Source organism: Prochlorococcus marinus XMU1406 (assembly GCF_017696055.1).
Taxonomy (GTDB): Bacteria; Cyanobacteriota; Cyanobacteriia; order PCC-6307; family Cyanobiaceae; genus Prochlorococcus_A; species Prochlorococcus_A marinus_W.
In genome coordinates, this window is record NZ_JAAORG010000003.1 from 548,477 (window position 1) to 566,464 (window position 17,988).

Genomic DNA, 17,988 nt, shown 5'->3' on the forward strand with positions numbered 1-17,988 from the left:
AATTATATGATTCTTAAAAACAAATCGATAGTAGTTTTATTATCTGGAGGTTTAGATTCTTCTACAGTAACTGGTATCGCAAAAAAATCAGAAGCTAAAATTTTTGGCCTTTCATTTGACTACGGTCAACGTCATAAAAAAGAATTAAATTCTGCGTCAATAATTGCAAAACACTTTGATATCGAAGAATTTAAAATTATTAAGCTTGACTTATCTTTATGGGGAGGCTCTTCATTAACTGATACTCAAAAAAATATTCCAATAGAAGGAGTACAAACTAATAAAATTCCTAATACTTATGTTCCTGGGAGAAATACTATATTTATTTCCGTTGCACTAAGTTACGCCGAAGCAATAAATGCTGATTTTATAGGATTAGGAGTTAATGCACTGGATTATTCTGGTTATCCAGATTGCAGACCTGACTACATTAAAAAATTTCAAGAATTAGCAGATTTAGCCAATAAAAGAGGAAGAGAAAATAACCCAATAAAACTTTGGACACCACTATTAGATCTAAATAAAGAGGAAATTATTAAATTAGCTTTTGACAATCATGTCCCTTTAGATAAAACATGGAGTTGTTATTCAGGAAATTCAAAACCATGCGGTAAGTGTGATAGCTGCAGAATTAGAAATGCCGCTTATGAAAAATGGCTCAATAACAATAATAAAAAATGAAAATAAAAAAAATAATTCTAGAAAATTGGATAGATCCAGCACTGATTACGCATCACATAACAAAAAAATTCGGAGATAAAGGATTAGCTTGGCTAGATAGTGATGGTAAAGAAAATGGAGAATGGTCAATAATAGGAATTAAACCTAAAAAAATAATTCAATCAAGAGATATTAACAACTTAGACAAAACTAATAATCCCTTTAACAATTTAAAAAATATTGAAAAAGGATTTTGGATCGGATGGTTAAGTTATGAAGCTGGAATTTACATAGAACCAAAAAACCCATGGCGAAAATCTGATATGGCAACTTTATGGATTGCATCATATGATCCAATAATTAAATGTAATCTAATAAAAAAAGAAATAATTATCGAAGGCACAAACTCATCTGAACTGATGAATTATAGAAATATAATCAACAATATTAAAAGTATTGAAGAAGAAAATATTATTAAAACGAATTTGAATTTTGATTTTTCAAAAATTAATTTAGACGAAATGGCCGAAAAATTTCAGAAAAATATTTTAAAATTGAAAAAATTAATTTCACTAGGGGATTTATTTCAAGCGAATCTAACAACTAAATGCGAAATTGAATCTTCTAAAAACTATAATCCTCTAGATATTTATTTAAAAATAAGAAGGAAATTAAGGGCTCCCTTTGGAGGAATAATAATTAATGATAATAATAATTTTAAAGAGGCGGTATTATCTACCTCGCCAGAAAGATTTATAAAAATAGATAATAAAAATTTTGTAGAATCAAGACCTATCAAAGGAACTAGATCCAGAGATAAGGATTTGAATCAAGACTCACTTAATGCTATCGATTTAATAACGAACGAAAAAGATAGAGCCGAAAATATTATGATTGTGGACCTAATAAGAAATGATTTAAGTAAAGTTTGCGAAACAGGAAGTATTATTGTGCCAGAAATATTAAAACTTGAAAGTTTCTTAAAAGTTCATCATCTAACTTCAGTAATCAGAGGCAAATTAAAAAAAGACAAGAACTGGATTGATTTACTAAAAGCTTGTTGGCCTGGGGGCTCTATAACTGGAGCACCTAAATTAAGATCATGCCAAAGACTTTTTGAATTAGAAGAATGTGAACGTGGACCATACTGTGGCTCATTTTTGAAGCTTGACTGGAATGGAGAGTTTGACAGCAATATACTAATAAGATCATTTTTAATTAAAGACAAAAAAATCAATATATATGCTGGTTGCGGAATAGTTATTGACTCAAAGCCTGAAGAGGAAACTAATGAACTAAAGTGGAAACTTTTACCATTAATTGATTCACTAAAATGATTGAAACATTAGGCTGGCACAAGGATCAATGGTTAGATATTGATAGAATATTTATCGCTGCTAATAATAGAGGATTAAAATTTGCTGATGGTATATTTGAAACCATTTTGATAAAGGAAAACAAACCTATTCTTTTTGATGAACATCTGAAAAGGTTAGAAAAAAGTAGCAAAATTTTAAATATTAATTTCAAACTTAATAAATTAACTTTGAGACAAATCATTCATGATGGAATTAGGAAGTTATCCCTTAAGAATGATCAATTTGCTTCAGTAAGAATAAACTATAGTCGAGGAACTAATGAAGGTCGAAAACTAACAATTGATAGCACTTTAGATACAAAAGATTTAGATAATTTATGGCTTGAGTTCTATAGAATAAAACCAAATTTTAATCCGATAAGCGTTTTTATTAGTCAAACGGAAAAAATAAATGAATTCAGTCTTATAAGTAAATGCAAAACATTTTCATATAATCAGGCAATACAAGTTTTGACAGAAGCTAATGAAAAATCATTTGATGATTCTATCCTGTTGAATACGTCAGGTGAACTTTGTTGTGGAAGTACATTTAATCTTCTAATTAAAAGAAATAATCAATGGATAACACCTAGAAAAGAGAGCGGCTGTTTAGAGGGGATTATGGTTTCTAAAGCTTTAAAATTGAAAATTGTAAAAGAAGAATTAATTCCTCCAGAATTTCAGAATGATGACATAATAGTTGCTATTAATAGCTTATCTTGCAGACAAATTAATCAAGTTAATGATTTAAAGCTTAATCCTAAATTCGATCCAATTTATTTTTGGGATTTATTATATAGTTGAACTTTATTAATATCTGGTAAATAGACATCAGATACTTTAGTTATATTGTTATTAACCTTAAATTCAACAATTTTTCCAATAATGATAATTGATGGAGCTAAAAATTCTTTATCTTTGATTTTATCTGCGAGATTATCTAATTTCTCAATAAAACATTTTTGATTTTTCAAAGTAGCTTCCTGGATCACAGCACATTTTGTATGCTTACATAAGCCGCCTAAAATTAATTCCTCTACAATAAATTCAATATTTTTTATACCCATAAAAATAACTAAGCTATCTGAAGATTTAGCTAAATCTCTCCAATTGACGCTCTTTTGAGCCTTATCAACATGCTCATGGCCAGTTACGAAAGTTACAGAACTCGCAGCATCTCTATGGGTAAGTGGAATGCCAAAATATGTGGGTGCAGCTATACCAGAAGTAATACCAGGCACTATTTCAACTGAAACTCCATTTTTTTCTAAAAACGATACTTCTTCGCCACCCCTAGAAAAGACAAATGGATCTCCCCCTTTAAGCCTTACAACATTTTTGCCTTCTTTTGCCAATTTCAAAATAAGATCATTAGTTTCAGCCTGAGGTACAGAACACTTCCCAGCTCTTTTACCTACATGGAAAATTTCTGTATTTTTTCCCGCCTCTTTTGTTATTTCATCAGGTATTAAAGCATCATGAACTAATGCATCACAATTTTTTAATAGGCGTAAAGCTTTAAGAGTTAAAAGCTCAGGGTCACCAGGACCTGCTCCAACTAAATAAACAATGCCGGGCACAATAATCTCCATTAACAAGTATGGTAGTAGAAGTAAATCGGAATGAAGGTAAATATTGTGAAAAAAAGTTTATTAAAACCAAATAAAAAATTTACTCTCCTTAGTGCGTTTATCACTCTTCTAAATGATCGTTTAAGTGAAAGTATACTGTTACCTATATTACCCTCTTTTGTTTTACTTTTTGACTCCAAAGCAAGTACATATGGTTTATTATCATGCACTTACCAATTAGCTCAATTTACAGCTTCTCCTTTTATAGGACTTATGAGTGATAGATATGGAAGAAGACCTGTCACTCTTTTTTGTATTACTGGTTCAGTAATAGGAATATCAATATTATCTTTTACGGTTCTTTTTAATTGGTCAAATTCAATAGCCTCTATCCCATTATTTTTATTATTTTTAGCGAGATTAATTGACGGTTTAAGTGGAGGGACTGCAGCTACTGCAACAACAATTCTTGCAGATATTTCAAGCCCTGAAAAAAGAGCAAAAACATTTGGTCTGATTGGTGTAGCTTTTGGTTTAAGTTTTTTCTTAGGGAATATTTTTGTTGTAATTTTTGCAAAAAATACAAATAATAATTTTATTATTCCAGTTTTGATAGCCTCAATCATTCCAATAATAAATTTCCTCCTTGTATTTTTTTACTTACCAGAAACCAAGCCTAATAGTGACTCAAATAAATCAAAAACTATTTTAAAAAACCCTTTAAAAGAGCTATTCACGGTTTTCAAAGAAGAAAAGATTAAAAAATTATCATTAGCTTTTTTTATTTACTTTATTGCTTTTACTGGGTTGACCAATATCCTTATATTTTTCCTTCAAGAATCTTTAAACTGGACGACCAAAGCATCAAGTGGAACTCTTGTTGTAGTAGGAATCATTGCAATTATCGTTCAGGGAGGATTAATTGGACCTCTGGTAAAGCAATTTGGCGAAATGCGATTAACACTTATCGGATCAGGCTTCATTCTTGTGGCATGTACTCTTTTAATAACTTCTCCAAAAGCAAATGCGACAATTAATATTTATTCAGCTGTTTCATTTTTAGCCATTGGGGCAGGGTTAATTACGCCCACCTTAAGAGCACTGATATCAAGGAAATTAGACGTTGATAAACAAGGGTCAATTTTAAGTAATCTTCAAGGTCTACAGAGTCTTGGAGGAGTTTTAGGAATTGCAATGGCAGGAAGGGTTTATGATAGTTTTGGTCCTAAATCACCTTTTATAGCAGGTTCCGTTATCTTACTTTTCATGATATACCTTATTGCAGAGGGTAAAAGTAATAATTCTTTTAACAATCAAGAATCAAAAGTACTTTAATGAAAAACCAAGCTGATGTTTTTATTAATAGAGAATTAAGTTGGATTGAATTCAATAAAAGAGTACTCCTAACTGGTATGGAAAAAGAGTACAAAATCCTAGATAAAGTAAAATTTTGTTCAATTTTTAGTAATAATCTAGATGAATTTTTTATGGTAAGAGTAGCTTCATTAAAAGCTCAAGTTGAAGCAGGTATTACAAAAAAAAGTATTGATGGACTTACCCCTAAAGATCAATTAACGAAAATAAATAAAGAAGTAAAGAATTTAACTAACCTACAAGAAAACTATTTAAATAATGAATTAAATAATGAACTAAAAGAAAAAGGTATAGTTTTAAAAAAATATAAGGACCTAAGTGAAAATGAAAGAAATTGGTGTAATAACTACTTTACTTCATCTATTTTCCCTTTATTAACTCCATTAGTTGTTGATCCAGCACATCCATTTCCTTTTATAAGTAATTTAAGTCTAAATTTGGCAGCTCTAATAAGAGATGGGGAAGATTCTAAAAATCAGTTTGTAAGAGTAAAAATACCAACAAAAAATATAAATAGATTTATACAAATTCCCAATGAAATTATTCAAAATTGTGATGAAAGTACTTATTTTTTCATAAGTGTTGAAGATTTAATTGGAAATAATATAAATACTTTATTTAACGAAATGGAATGTATAAATTACTCTTTTTTTAGAGTGACTAGGGATGCAGATTTAGAATTAAAAGAACTTGAAGCTGATGATCTTCTTTTAGCAGTTGAACAAAGTTTGCAAAAGAGAAGATTAGGTGGAGACGTAGTTAGATTAGAAGTTGCATCGGATATGCCAGAAAAAATTCTGAAATTACTCATTGAAAGTATCTCAATACAAAAAGAGTATGTTTACTTTTGCAAAAGTTTTTTAGGTCTTGACGATTTAAATCAGCTTACAAAAATTAATAGAGATGATTTAAAAGAAAACCTACTAATTGGGAAAACTCACCCGAAATTAAAAAATTTAGACTTACCTTCAAACAAAAACCTCAATTCTATTTTTCATATACTTAGAAAAAAAAATATTCTGCTTCATCATCCATACGATTTATTTAGAACTTCAGTTGAAGAATTTATAAACAAAGCAGCTGATGATCCACTTGTAATGGCTATAAAAATTACTTTATATCGAGTTTCCAAGGATTCGCCCATCATTGCAGCTTTAATGAGAGCTGCAGAGAATGGGAAAGAAGTAATGACTCTTGTTGAATTAAAAGCAAGATTTGATGAAGACAATAATATTCAATGGGCAAAACAACTTGAACAAGCTGGAATTCATGTTGTATATGGAATTATAGGATTTAAAACACATACAAAAATAGCTTTAGTAGTAAGAAAAGAAAAAGGACGATTAAGGAATTATTTCCATATTGGAACAGGAAATTATAACTCTAATACTTCAAAGTTTTATACAGATTTAGGATTACTTTCAACTGATCCTGATATTGCATCAGATTTACTTGAGTTATTTAACTACTTATCAGGTTTTTCTAAACAAAGAAGTTATAAAAAGTTATTAGTTTCACCCTCAACAATGAGAAAGAAATTTATATTTCTGATTAAGAGAGAAATTAAAAATGCAGAGGCAGGCAAAAAAGCCGCAATAATTGCAAAAATGAATTCTTTAGTAGACCCAGAAATAATTCAACTTCTTTATTTAGCTTCAGACTCAGGTGTAAAAATAAACCTTATCATAAGAGGAATTTGTTGCTTGTATCCCCAAAGAAAAAATTTAAGTGAAAATATTAAAGTTATAAGCATTATTGGCCATTTTCTTGAACACTCAAGAATTTTTTGGTTTTGTAATAACGATGATAATGAGGTTTTTATTGGAAGTGCAGATTGGATGAGAAGAAATCTTGATAGAAGAATAGAAGCTGTTACTCCGATAGAAGATTATGAATTGAAATCTAAAATATACTCGCTCTTGCAAACATATATTAAAGATGATTACTTTGCTTGGATAATGAAAGAAGATGGTTCTTATTGGAAACATGAATTAGATTCATCGGACAATCGTTCACAAATTGAACTTATAGAAAAACAAAATTAATATTGATTTTTACAACATTTAAAAAAATACTTAATATTTTAAATTTTTTTTAATTTTTATAAAATCATTTCATATCAATGGATTTCAAGAAATAAGCATTAAAAAAGAAATTTTTGTCTTTAAAATTTCAACGTAAAAGTAGTTTTTATTTCGATTTCAGTGCTAGCTTTTTAAAAAATCCATTAATTTAGGAGGCCAGGGTGATGGGGATCCCTCTGGAATCTGCGAAAAGCTCTTCAGATAATAATTTTGATGAGCCAAGATTACCAAACACTGCGGGCAAGTCTCGCAAATCGAAATCCAGTCTTACAGCAAAACAAAGCCAAAAAAAATCTGGCAGACTTGCTTCAGATTCTATTGGCTATTACTTAAGTAGCATTGGAAGAGTACCTCTTTTGACTCCAGCAGAGGAAATAGAGTTAGCTCATCATGTTCAGAACATGAAAAAGTTACTACAAATTCCTGAAACTGATAGAACACAACGAAATCTTTATCAAATTAAGATTGGCAAAAGATCCAGAGATAGAATGATGGCAGCTAATCTAAGGCTTGTTGTCTCTGTTGCAAAAAAATACCAAAACCAAGGGCTTGAATTATTAGACCTTGTCCAGGAAGGAGCTATTGGCCTTGAAAGAGCTGTAGATAAATTTGATCCTGCTATGGGATATAAATTCTCAACTTATGCTTACTGGTGGATTAGGCAAGGAATGACAAGGGCTATTGACAACAGTGCAAGAACAATCCGTTTGCCTATTCACATAAGTGAAAAACTATCCAAAATGAGAAGAGTCTCTAGAGAATTATCACATAAATTTGGTAGACAACCTAGCAGATTGGAAATGGCAACTGAAATGGGAATTGATCAAAAAGATTTAGAAGATTTAATTTCTCAAAGTGCTCCTTGCGCTTCCTTAGATGCTCATGCAAGAGGCGAAGAAGATAGAAGTACCCTTGGCGAACTAATACCTGATCCAAACGGTGAAGAGCCTATGGAAGGCATGGATAGGACTATTCAAAAAGAGCATTTAGGAACTTGGCTTTCTCAATTAAATGAAAGAGAACAAAAAATAATGAAGCTCAGATTTGGCCTAGATGGTGAAGAACCATTAACACTTGCAGAAATAGGAAGACAAATTAATGTTTCACGAGAAAGAGTAAGGCAGCTAGAAGCTAAAGCAATATTAAAACTTAGAGTAATGACAACTCATCAAAAAGCAGCTTAACCAAATTGATAAAATTTACCATAATTTTATTATATTTATTTTCAATTTTTTTAATATCAATAGTTTTTAAAAAATATAATGAAGATAGCAAAGAAATCGTCAGAAAAATAATACATATTGGAATAGGACCTTTAATTCCAATTGCTCAATTTTTAAAAATTAATCAAAACTCTGCTCTAATTTTTACAGGAATTGTTTCATTTATGGTTTTCATCAATTATACCTATAAATTATTTCCAACAATTGAGGATGTTGAGAGAAAGAGTTATGGAACATTATTTTATTGTCTAAGTTTATTTATTTTGATTTATCTTTTCTGGGATAAAGATCCATATGCATTAATTACTGGATTTTTCATAATGACTTTTGGTGATGGATTAGCTGGGTTAATAGGAAAAAGCTTTAACTCAAAGAGTTGGATTTTTTTTAAACAAAAAAAATCTTTATATGGCACTATGACAATGTTTTTAACAAGTTTGATAGTAGTTTTCTCAATAGGATACGCCCAACAAAATAGTTTAAATTTAAATTATTTTACAATAGCTTTTTATGCAACTTTACTCGAACAATTTAGTGTTTTAGGAATAGATAATTTCATTGTTCCAATTTCTTCAGCATTATTTTTTAATTTTTTTATAACTAGCTAAGTGAACTATATAAAATAGCGAGTAATTCTTTTGTTGTTTTTATATCTATGCATGCATCTGTAATGCTTCTGCCAAACTGGAGATCCTCTTTTTTTGAAAGTTTTTGATTTCCCTCCTTCAAATGACTTTCAAGCATAACTCCTAAAATATTTTTTTCACCATTGCTAATTTGAAAAGCTATATTTTTTAAAACTTCCGACTGTTTTCGGAAATCTTTATTGGAATTACCATGACTACAATCAATCATCACTTTATGGGGAAGATTAGATTGCTTCAATTCAGAGGAAATTCTTTTAACATTTTCACTTTCAAAATTTGGGCCTTTTGAACCGCCTCTTAAAACTATATGTCCATCGGGATTACCTGTTGTATTAACAATAGAAGCCATTCCATTTTCATTTATACCTAAGAAATGATGAGATTTTGAAGCTGACTGCATTGCATTTATTGCAGTAGTAAAAGAACCATCTGTACCATTTTTAAAACCTATAGGCATTGATAATCCTGACGCCATTTCTCGATGAGTCTGACTTTCAGTAGTCCGCGCGCCAATGGCTGTCCAACTTATTAAATCGGCGATATATTGAGGAACAATTGGATCTAGTAATTCTGTAGCAGAAGGAATTCCACGAGTTGCTAAATATGAAAGCAAACTTCTTGCTCTTCTTAAGCCAGTATTAATATCATAAGAATTATCTAGATGAGGATCATTTATCAATCCCTTCCAACCAATAGTTGTTCTTGGTTTCTCAAAATATACTCTCATGATTATTTCTAATTTATCTTTATAAATTTCTCGAAAGTTTTGAATATATTTTGAATATTCTTTCGCCGCCTCTAGATCATGAATTGAACATGGACCCACAATGACTAAAAGCTTCCGATCATTATGATGCAAAATATTTTGTATCGATCTTCTTGTTTTAGATACTGTATTAGCAGAGGCGTGATCTAAAGGTATATCATTATGTAATCTGCTTGGAGGTATTAATGGACGTGTCTCAACAACATGTAAATCTGATGTCTTTTCTAAAGCAGAATTTTTTGATGATGTCGTCATTGATTAATTAAGAAGTTTGAATATTTAAAAAAGCATTTATGAATACTCTCCTTTTCAATATTAAAAATAACAATAGATTAGGCATTAAACCTTACTAATGAAGAATTTGGAAACATTGCTAAAAGATTACGAAGATCACGTAGCTGAAAGAGCTACCAAAGGTATACCTCCTTTACCTTTAAATGCAGAGCAAACAAATTGTATTACAAAATTACTAGAACAAGATAGTACTTACGATTCTTCTTATTTGCTTGATTTGCTAATAAATAGAGTCCCACCAGGAGTTGATGAGGCTGCTTATGTAAAAGCAAGCTGGCTTACAGCTATTGTTAATTCAGAAAAATATTGCAAATTAATTAATCCTGAAAAAGCAATTGAAATACTAGGGACAATGATTGGCGGATATAATGTCAATTCCCTAGTTGAAATACTTAAAGGTACAAGTAGTCTACTAGCTAAAAAAGCGGCAGAAGTTTTAAAAAATATTATTCTTGTTTACGACTCAGCTAATGAAATTTTTGAATTATCTCAAAAAAATATTTATGCAAAAGAGGTTATAAATAGTTGGGCAAATGCAGAATGGTTCAAAAATAAAAAAGTTTTGGAGCAAGAGATTACTTGTTTAGTATTTAAAGTTGACGGGGAGACAAACACAGACGACTTATCTCCAGCTGTACATGCAACAACACGCCCAGATATTCCAATGCACGCATTGGCTATGTTGGAATTTAAAAAACCTGATGGACTAAAGATTCTTGATAATTTAAAAAAAGAAAATTTACCAATAGCTTATGTTGGAGATGTTGTTGGAACAGGAAGTTCTAGAAAATCCGCTATTAATTCACTCATTTGGCATATAGGAGAAGATATCCCTTTTATTCCAAACAAAAAAACAGGTGGAATAATAATTGGTAGCAAAATAGCCCCAATTTTCTTTAATACTGCACAAGATTCAGGAGCTTTACCTATAGAAGCTGACGTATCTCATATGAAAACAGGAGATGTTATAAAAATATATCCTTACAAAGGCATTATTAAAAAAGTTCAAAAAGATTCAAATACTGAAGAATTAATAAGCAAATTCGACTTGTATCCATCAACTCTTACTGATGAAATTCAAGCTGGCGGAAGAATTAATCTTATGATTGGAAGATCTCTTACGGACAAAATTAGAAACAAATTAGATTATCAAACAAGTGAAATATTTATCCGGCCACAAAATCCAACAAAAAGTAATTCTGGCTTTACTCAAGCTCAAAAAATAGTAGGGAAAGCATGTGGTTTAGATGGAGTTAGGCCAGGAACGACTTGTGAACCAATTATGACCACAGTTGGCAGTCAAGACACAACTGGACCAATGACTAGAGATGAGCTCAAAGAACTAGCTTGTTTAGGATTTACAGCAGATTTAGTAATGCAAAGTTTTTGTCATACAGCTGCATATCCTAAACCAGTAGATCTAGTTACGCATAAAGAATTACCTGATTTTATATCTCAAAGAGGTGGAGTAGCTCTCAAGCCTGGAGACGGCATAATTCATAGTTGGCTTAACCGAATGCTTCTCCCTGATACTGTTGGCACAGGGGGAGATAGTCATACGAGATTCCCTCTTGGCATTTCATTTCCTGGAGGCTCAGGCATCGTTGCCTTTGCCGCTGCAATAGGATCTATGCCATTAAATATGCCGGAATCTGTGCTGGTTAAATTTAAGGGAGAATTATTACCAGGAATTACTCTTAGAGATTTAGTAAATGCAATCCCTCTCTTCGCAATTAAAAAGGGACTCTTAACTGTTGAAAAAGCTAATAAAAAAAATATATTTAACGGAAAAATTATGGAAATTGAGGGTTTACCTAACCTAAAACTTGAGCAAGCTTTTGAACTTACTGATGCTACTGCAGAACGTTCGTGCGCTGGTAGCACCATACTTTTATCCCAAGAAACTATTCAAGAATACTTAAGAAGCAATATTTGCCTGCTAGAAAAAATGATTGAGAGCAATTATGAAGATTCAAAATCGATTTCAAGAAGAATAAGTGATATGAAAAATTGGTTAAAAAAACCATCATTAATTCAACCAGATTTAAACGCTCAGTATGAAGAAATCATTGAAATTGATTTAGCAAAAGTAACACAACCTATAGTTGCTTGCCCTAATGATCCAGATAATGTAAAAGAAATCACTGATGTTGCAAATACAAATATTGACGAGGTTTTTATAGGTTCTTGCATGACAAATATTGGCCATTACAGAGCAGCTGCGAAAGTTCTTGAAGGTGTACAAAATTTAAAAGCTAAATTATGGATTTGTCCACCTACAAAAATGGATGAAGAAACTCTAAAAGCTGAAGGTTACTATAAAATATTTGAAAATTGTGGTGCAAGGTTAGAGTTGCCAGGGTGTTCTTTATGCATGGGAAATCAAGCCAGAGTGGATGAAGGATCTATAGTTTTTTCTACTAGCACAAGAAATTTCGACAATAGACTTGGAAAAAATGCGCAAGTATTTTTAGGGAGTGCAGAATTAGCAGCAGTTTGCGCACTTCTTGGAAAAATACCCGAAGTAGAAGAATATCAGGATATTACTAAAAATAAAATTAATCCATATTCAGATGAACTTTATCGTTATCTTCAATTTGATGAAATACACGATTTCAGCTTGTCAAAGTAATCATGGACTATGCCAAACCTCATAAAAGAAAATATTCAAAAAACAGGTAATAATTCTTCTCGTAGCATCAAAAAATTATTAAAACAAAGATCGCTAGTCGTTGCATTTTCGCTCTTATTAACAGGTTTAGGAGCCTCAATTACAAGCATATCTTTTAAAACTGGAATCTACTTTATTAATAATTGGAGATTAGCATTATTAGACCAATTCCCGTCTATTGCAGTCTTACCTTTTTTTGGAGCTCTAGGAGGAGCCATTGCAGGATATTTGATCAAAAATTTAGCGCCTGCTGCGAAAGGTTCAGGTGTGAGTCAAATCATGGGGTTCTTAAGGCATAAAAAAGTTCCTATGAATATAAAAGTAGGATTAGTAAAGCTCGTATCAGGAATTATTGCAATTGGTAGTGGATTCCCTTTAGGTCCAGAAGGTCCATCAGTTCAAATGGGAGGATCAGTAGCTTGGCAAATGGCCAAATGGCTTAAAGCCCCTACAGCCTTCAGAAGAGTAATAGTAGCAGCAGGTGGCGGGGCTGGAATAGCTGCAGTATTTAGCGCCCCATTAGGAGGATTTGTCTATGCAATAGAAGAGTTATTAAACTCTGCTAGACCAGTAATTTTGCTATTAGTAGTAATCACAACTTTCATTGCAGATTCATCTGCTGATATTATTCAAGCCTTAGGTTTAGATCCTAAAGCTGGAGGTTTTGATTTTAACCTCGGATTTTTAATCCAAAAAGAATATGACCCATCAGTTTTTTTCTTGCCTATAGATTTTATTTACCTAGTTTTACTAGGAATAATTATTGGAATCTTTGCAGAATTGTACAGCAGATATGTTTTGTTAATGCAAAATCTTGGGAAAAAGTGGTATAAAAATAAATTTGTTTTAAAAATGAGTATTTGTGGACTTATTTTAGGAAGCATCTATTCTTGTTTACCCAGTACTTTTCATAATTTAGATGAATTACAGAAAATAATAGCTGAACAAAATATAAGTATTGAAATCGCTTTGTTGGCAGTTTTAGTATTATTTATTACGACAGGTTTAGCTGCTGCATCTGGAGCTCCAGGAGGTTTATTCTATCCAATGCTTACTTTAGGAGGGTCAATCGGACTAATAATGGGTAGCTGGATAGAAATTGCAACAGGACATGCGCCTAGTACATACATTTTTGCAGGAATGGGAGCTTTCGTAGCAGGATGTTCTCGAACACCAATAACAGCAATGTTTTTAGCTTTTGCTTTAACAAAAAATTTATTAATAATGAAACCTGTCTTAATCAGCTGCATTGCCAGTTTCTTAATAGCAAGAGCTTTTAATGAAGAATCAATTTATGAAAGACAAATACAAATAGAATTAGAAGACTAAGAAACTATCTTCAATCAAAAACAGCAGTTTTCCTGTTATAAACAAATACTTGATGATTTAAATGTAATCTAACTGCTCTTGCTAAAGCTATTCTTTCAATATCTCTTCCTTTCCTAATCAAATCATCAACTTCATCCCTATGACTTACATTAACTGTGCATTGCTCTATTATGGGACCTTCATCAAGATCTTCACTAACATAGTGAGCAGTAGCACCTATTAATTTAACACCTCTCTTCCATGCTCGATGATATGGTTGCCCGCCCTTAAATGCAGGCAAGAAAGAATGATGAATATTTATTATTGAAGAAAACTTTTTTAAAAAAGAGTCACTCAAAATTTGCATATATTTGGCTAATACAACAAGATTAATTTCATATTCTTTTAGTAAATTTAAAAATTGATCTTCAACAATAGATTTATCAATATTAAAGGTATCAATATGGACAAATTTTGCATTAAAGTCATTCGCAATATTTTCAAGATCAGAATGATTTGAAATTATTAACGGGACGTTCATTTTGAGTTCACCATTTCTTACTCGCCAAAGTAAATCAATCAAACAATGATTTTGTTTACTTACGAAAATAGCAACATTTGGAATTTCATCAGAATAATTTACGTTAAATTTTCCATTTACTTCATTTGCAATTTTTTCAAATTCTTTATAAATTTCGTCTCTGTTAAAAGATGCATTTTTGCTATTCCATTCAATTCGACTAAGAAACAAACCTGCATCTTGATCTGTATGATGATCAGAATGTTTTATGTTGCCACCGTAATTTGAAATCCAACTTGTAAGTAAACTTACAAGGCCAGGGCGATCGGGACAAACAATTTTGAATATAATTGAAGGATGTTCCAAAAATCTTTAACTATTAAGTCAAATAATAAAGTATATCTAATATATCAATGAAAAGCTTAAAAGAAAATTTTCAAAAAGCACACATAGTTATTATTGGATCAGGAATTATTGGAAAATTTAACGCCTTAGAACTATCAGAATTAGGTTTCCAAGTAACGATAATAGATCCAACTCAACTCCAAAATAGTAGCAATGCAGCTTTAGGCTTACTAATGGGTAATATGTATCAAAAAAGAAGAGGTAGAAGCTGGGATCTCAGAAAACAAAGTATGGAATTATGGCCACAATGGATTACATTACTGCAAAAATTTAATAATGAATTAAATATCGAAAAACCATTAATAAAACTGACTACTAATGAAGAAAAGTTTAAAAAATTAGAGAAATTTATTTATGAAAATAATGATCTAAACTTACAAATTCTAGAAAGAGACTCAATATTTATCAATAATATAAATAAAGCATTCCAAACAAAAAATATAAAAGGTATGATTTCCTTCAAAGATGGAAGAATAAATGCTTTCTCGTTAATGAAAACATTAGATAAATATCTAAAAAATAAAAAAGTAAATTTTTTAGAAGAAGAAATAATAGAAATCAGAAAATCAAAAAATCAATGGATTTCTAGGACAAGAAATAATGAAAACATCAAATCTGACATGGTTATTTTGTGTAATTCACTAAAAGCGATTGATTTAATAGATAGCCTTTCTCACAACATCAAATTAAAGCCAGTTTTAGGTCAAGCTATGGAAATTGATATAAATGATGCAGAAGTTGATTTATTATCTCTGCCAAAACAATTTAATATAAATGGTAAAAATATAATTCCAAAATCAAAAAATAAGCTAATTATTGGATCAACTGATGAATATAGTACTATGCCAGAAGAAAATACATTCCAAAAACTCACAAATTTTCTAGATAAAAAACCAAATTGGCTGATGAAAGGAAAAATTGCTAGAAAATGGTTCGGAATAAGGTCAAGACCAGATGGTGAACCTTCACCAATAATGAAAAATCTTGGAGATGGACTAATTATATGTACAGGTTTTTATAAAAATGGAATTTTACTGGCTCCGGCTTGTTCTAAATGGGTTGCTAATGAAATTAATAGTTACCTTTCCTAATCTTTCGTTTCTGTAAAGTCTGCATCAATTACATCATCTCCTCCTTTTTCGTTTGAATCATTCTGATCAGGACCAACCCCCGCGCCAGGTGATGGTGGCTGATTGCCAGGTTGCTGATAAACAGATGAACCAACTGCATAAAGTTCTTGCTGAAGTTCTTCAAGAAGTTTTTTCATTGATTCATAATCTTCTTTTGAAGTTGCCTCTTTTAAAGCATTACTTTTTTCTTCAACTTTAGACTTTGCTGCAGCATCAACTTTGTCCCCTAACTCACTAAGTTGCTTTTCTGTCTGATATACAAGTGTTTCAGCTTGATTTTTTAAATCAATTTTTTCTCTTTTTTCTTTATCTACAGATGCATTTGATTCAGCATCTTTTACCATTTTTTCTACTTCATTATCGGATAGGGTTGAAGCACCAGTGATAGAGATACTTTGCTCTTTTCCACTACCTTTATCTTTAGCAGTAACGCTAAGAATACCATTTGCATCAATATCAAATGTAACTTCAATTTGCGGAACGCCTCTTGGTGCTGACGGTATACCATCCAATCTAAAAGTTCCTAGGCTTTTGTTATCAGAAGCCATTTCTCTTTCACCCTGTAAAACGTGTATTTCAACATTTGTTTGACCGTCTACAGCAGTTGAATATGTTTCAGATTTCTTTGTAGGTACTGTAGTATTTCGATTTATCATTTTTGTCATTACTCCCCCCAAAGTCTCTACCCCTAAAGAAAGTGGAGTAACATCAAGCAATAATATATCTTTTACCTCTCCTGCTAAAACACCTCCCTGAATTGCTGCTCCAACAGCTACTACTTCATCAGGATTAACGGTTTGATTTGGTTCCTTACCAATTATTTTTTTTACTAAATCTAAAACAGCAGGAATTCTAGATGAGCCTCCCACCATTACAACTTCATCAATTTCACTAGTAGAAATTTTTGCATCACTTATAGCTCTCTCAACTGGGGTCTTACACCTATCAATTAAGGAGGCTGCTAATTCCTCAAACTTTGCTCTAGTAAGGTTCAAATCCAAATGCTTTGGGCCTTCAGGTGTCGCTGTAATAAAAGGTAAATTTATTTCACTTTGCGTAGCATTTGAAAGCTCAATTTTTGCTTTTTCTGCTGCTTCAGTCAATCTTTGCAAAGCTTGCTTATCTTGTCTAAGGTCAATTCCCTCATTTGATTTAAAATTACTAGCTAAGTGATCTACGATACATCTATCAAAATCGTCACCACCTAAATGTGTATCTCCAGATGTAGATAGAACTTCAGTTACTCCATCACCAGCTTCAATAACTGAAACGTCAAAGGTGCCTCCCCCTAAATCAAAAACAAGGATTTTTTCATTTTCTTTATCCAAACCATATGCTAAAGCTGCAGCAGTTGGCTCATTAACAATTCTAAGAACTTCTAAACCTGCAATCTTTCCTGCATCTTTTGTAGCCTGTCTTTGAGAATCATTGAAATAAGCTGGAACTGTTATTACAGCCTGTGTAACTTTTTCACCAAGGTATTTACCCGCATCATCTGCTAACTTTCTTAAAACCTGAGAACTTACCTCTTCAGGAGAAAACTGCTTATCCAAAATAGGACATTTTAATTTAACACTAGAACCAGATTTCTCAACAGAGTAACTAACTTCTTTAGATTCTGCATTAACTTCATCTACTCGTCTACCAACAAAACGCTTTGCGGAATAAAACGTATTTTCAGGATTCATAACCGCTTGTCTTTTTGCGATTTGTCCAACAAGCTGATCTTGATTTTTTGTATATGCAACAACTGATGGAGTAGTTCTGAAACCCTCTGCATTTGCTATTACAGTAGGTTTACCACCTTCCATTACAGCCACACAACTATTAGTTGTTCCTAAATCGATTCCTACAACCTTACCCATGGGTAAATTCTCATATTTGTTATTCTCCATAATCGGTCATCGGCGTCATTATTGTTACTCAAAGACGGGGTGTGGTTCCCGAACAGATCGTTATTTTTTAAAGCAAAATTCCA

Annotated in this window: 14 protein-coding genes; 10 read left to right on the plus strand and 4 right to left on the minus strand. The window is 31.6% G+C overall.

From position 1 onward, the window contains the following. Nucleotides 1–6 precede the first annotated feature (6 nt). From queC to HA149_RS09395, 3 genes are read left to right on the plus strand one after another with little or no spacing between them, the layout of a single operon-like run. The gene (queC, locus tag HA149_RS09385) at nucleotides 7–681 is read left to right on the plus strand and encodes a 7-cyano-7-deazaguanine synthase QueC (protein ID WP_209115241.1); all 675 of its coding nucleotides are present in this window, start codon (nucleotides 7–9) and stop codon (nucleotides 679–681) included. Continuing rightward, nucleotides 678–1,997 carry an anthranilate synthase component I family protein gene (locus HA149_RS09390; RefSeq protein ID WP_209115243.1) on the plus strand — a complete coding sequence of 440 codons (1,320 nt, stop codon included), beginning with the start codon at nucleotides 678–680 and terminating at the stop codon, nucleotides 1,995–1,997. The genes queC and HA149_RS09390 overlap by 4 nt, the downstream gene beginning before the upstream one ends. Next, nucleotides 1,994–2,821 (plus strand): aminotransferase class IV, encoded by an 828-nt coding sequence (locus HA149_RS09395; RefSeq protein ID WP_209115245.1) that lies wholly within the window; start codon nucleotides 1,994–1,996, stop codon nucleotides 2,819–2,821. The genes HA149_RS09390 and HA149_RS09395 overlap by 4 nt, the downstream gene beginning before the upstream one ends. Here HA149_RS09395 and cobA read toward each other — a convergent pair. Then, nucleotides 2,794–3,597 (minus strand): uroporphyrinogen-III C-methyltransferase, encoded by an 804-nt coding sequence (gene cobA / locus HA149_RS09400; RefSeq protein ID WP_209115397.1) that lies wholly within the window; start codon nucleotides 3,595–3,597, stop codon nucleotides 2,794–2,796. The genes HA149_RS09395 and cobA overlap by 28 nt on opposite strands. Before the next feature lie 57 nt (nucleotides 3,598–3,654). On the opposite strand from cobA, the gene HA149_RS09405 reads away from it, so the two are divergent. From HA149_RS09405 to HA149_RS09420, 4 genes are all read left to right on the plus strand, one after another. Beyond that, the gene (locus HA149_RS09405; RefSeq protein WP_209115247.1) at nucleotides 3,655–4,923 is read left to right on the plus strand and encodes an MFS transporter; all 1,269 of its coding nucleotides are present in this window, start codon (nucleotides 3,655–3,657) and stop codon (nucleotides 4,921–4,923) included. After that, the gene (gene ppk1 / locus HA149_RS09410) at nucleotides 4,923–7,007 is read left to right on the plus strand and encodes a polyphosphate kinase 1 (RefSeq protein ID WP_209115249.1); all 2,085 of its coding nucleotides are present in this window, start codon (nucleotides 4,923–4,925) and stop codon (nucleotides 7,005–7,007) included. Before HA149_RS09405 ends, ppk1 begins: the two co-directional genes overlap by 1 nt. A gap of 203 nt (nucleotides 7,008–7,210) precedes the next feature. Beyond that, complete coding sequence (locus HA149_RS09415; RefSeq protein ID WP_209115399.1) at nucleotides 7,211–8,230, plus strand: RpoD/SigA family RNA polymerase sigma factor; 1,020 nt, start codon at nucleotides 7,211–7,213, stop codon at nucleotides 8,228–8,230. A gap of 5 nt (nucleotides 8,231–8,235) precedes the next feature. After that, on the plus strand, nucleotides 8,236–8,877 hold the full coding sequence (locus HA149_RS09420; RefSeq protein WP_209115251.1) for a diacylglycerol/polyprenol kinase family protein: 642 nt from the start codon (nucleotides 8,236–8,238) through the stop codon (nucleotides 8,875–8,877). On the opposite strand, the gene HA149_RS09425 is transcribed toward HA149_RS09420, so the two are convergent. Continuing rightward, nucleotides 8,870–9,937, minus strand: coding sequence for a 3-deoxy-7-phosphoheptulonate synthase (locus HA149_RS09425; protein ID WP_209115257.1), 1,068 nt, complete (start codon nucleotides 9,935–9,937; stop codon nucleotides 8,870–8,872). The genes HA149_RS09420 and HA149_RS09425 overlap by 8 nt on opposite strands. 97 nt (nucleotides 9,938–10,034) lie before the next feature. On the opposite strand from HA149_RS09425, the gene acnB reads away from it, so the two are divergent. Both acnB and HA149_RS09435 read left to right on the plus strand, forming a co-directional pair. Continuing rightward, nucleotides 10,035–12,608: a bifunctional aconitate hydratase 2/2-methylisocitrate dehydratase gene (acnB, locus tag HA149_RS09430; RefSeq protein WP_209115259.1), complete on the plus strand. Its 2,574-nt coding sequence runs from the start codon at nucleotides 10,035–10,037 to the stop codon at nucleotides 12,606–12,608. A 9-nt stretch (nucleotides 12,609–12,617) separates the two neighbouring features. After that, nucleotides 12,618–13,976 carry a ClC family H(+)/Cl(-) exchange transporter gene (locus HA149_RS09435; RefSeq protein WP_209115266.1) on the plus strand — a complete coding sequence of 453 codons (1,359 nt, stop codon included), beginning with the start codon at nucleotides 12,618–12,620 and terminating at the stop codon, nucleotides 13,974–13,976. Between the two features lie 10 nt (nucleotides 13,977–13,986). On the opposite strand, the gene purU is transcribed toward HA149_RS09435, so the two are convergent. Then, nucleotides 13,987–14,841, minus strand: coding sequence for a formyltetrahydrofolate deformylase (gene purU / locus HA149_RS09440; RefSeq protein ID WP_209115268.1), 855 nt, complete (start codon nucleotides 14,839–14,841; stop codon nucleotides 13,987–13,989). Between the two features lie 47 nt (nucleotides 14,842–14,888). Here purU and HA149_RS09445 point away from each other — a divergent pair, with 47 nt between their 5' ends. Continuing rightward, the gene (locus HA149_RS09445) at nucleotides 14,889–15,971 is read left to right on the plus strand and encodes an FAD-dependent oxidoreductase (RefSeq protein WP_209115274.1); all 1,083 of its coding nucleotides are present in this window, start codon (nucleotides 14,889–14,891) and stop codon (nucleotides 15,969–15,971) included. Here HA149_RS09445 and dnaK read toward each other — a convergent pair. Further along, entirely contained in the window at nucleotides 15,968–17,875 is a 1,908-nt protein-coding gene (gene dnaK, locus HA149_RS09450) for a molecular chaperone DnaK (protein ID WP_209115406.1), read from the minus strand. The genes HA149_RS09445 and dnaK overlap by 4 nt on opposite strands. Nucleotides 17,876–17,988 lie beyond the last annotated feature (113 nt).

Bases quoted from the DNA above. Each gene is read 5' to 3' on its own strand.
- queC (WP_209115241.1), top strand. From the start codon at position 7: ATGATTCTTAAAAACAAATCGATAGTAGTTTTATTATCTGGAGGTTTA.
- HA149_RS09390 (WP_209115243.1), top strand. From the start codon at position 678: ATGAAAATAAAAAAAATAATTCTAGAAAATTGGATAGATCCAGCACTG.
- HA149_RS09395 (WP_209115245.1), top strand. From the start codon at position 1,994: ATGATTGAAACATTAGGCTGGCACAAGGATCAATGGTTAGATATTGAT.
- ppk1 (WP_209115249.1), top strand. From the start codon at position 4,923: ATGAAAAACCAAGCTGATGTTTTTATTAATAGAGAATTAAGTTGGATT.
- HA149_RS09415 (WP_209115399.1), top strand. From the start codon at position 7,211: ATGGGGATCCCTCTGGAATCTGCGAAAAGCTCTTCAGATAATAATTTT.
- HA149_RS09425 (WP_209115257.1), bottom strand. From the start codon at position 9,937: ATGACGACATCATCAAAAAATTCTGCTTTAGAAAAGACATCAGATTTA.
- acnB (WP_209115259.1), top strand. From the start codon at position 10,035: ATGAAGAATTTGGAAACATTGCTAAAAGATTACGAAGATCACGTAGCT.
- HA149_RS09435 (WP_209115266.1), top strand. From the start codon at position 12,618: ATGCCAAACCTCATAAAAGAAAATATTCAAAAAACAGGTAATAATTCT.
- HA149_RS09445 (WP_209115274.1), top strand. From the start codon at position 14,889: ATGAAAAGCTTAAAAGAAAATTTTCAAAAAGCACACATAGTTATTATT.
- dnaK (WP_209115406.1), bottom strand. From the start codon at position 17,875: ATGGGTAAGGTTGTAGGAATCGATTTAGGAACAACTAATAGTTGTGTG.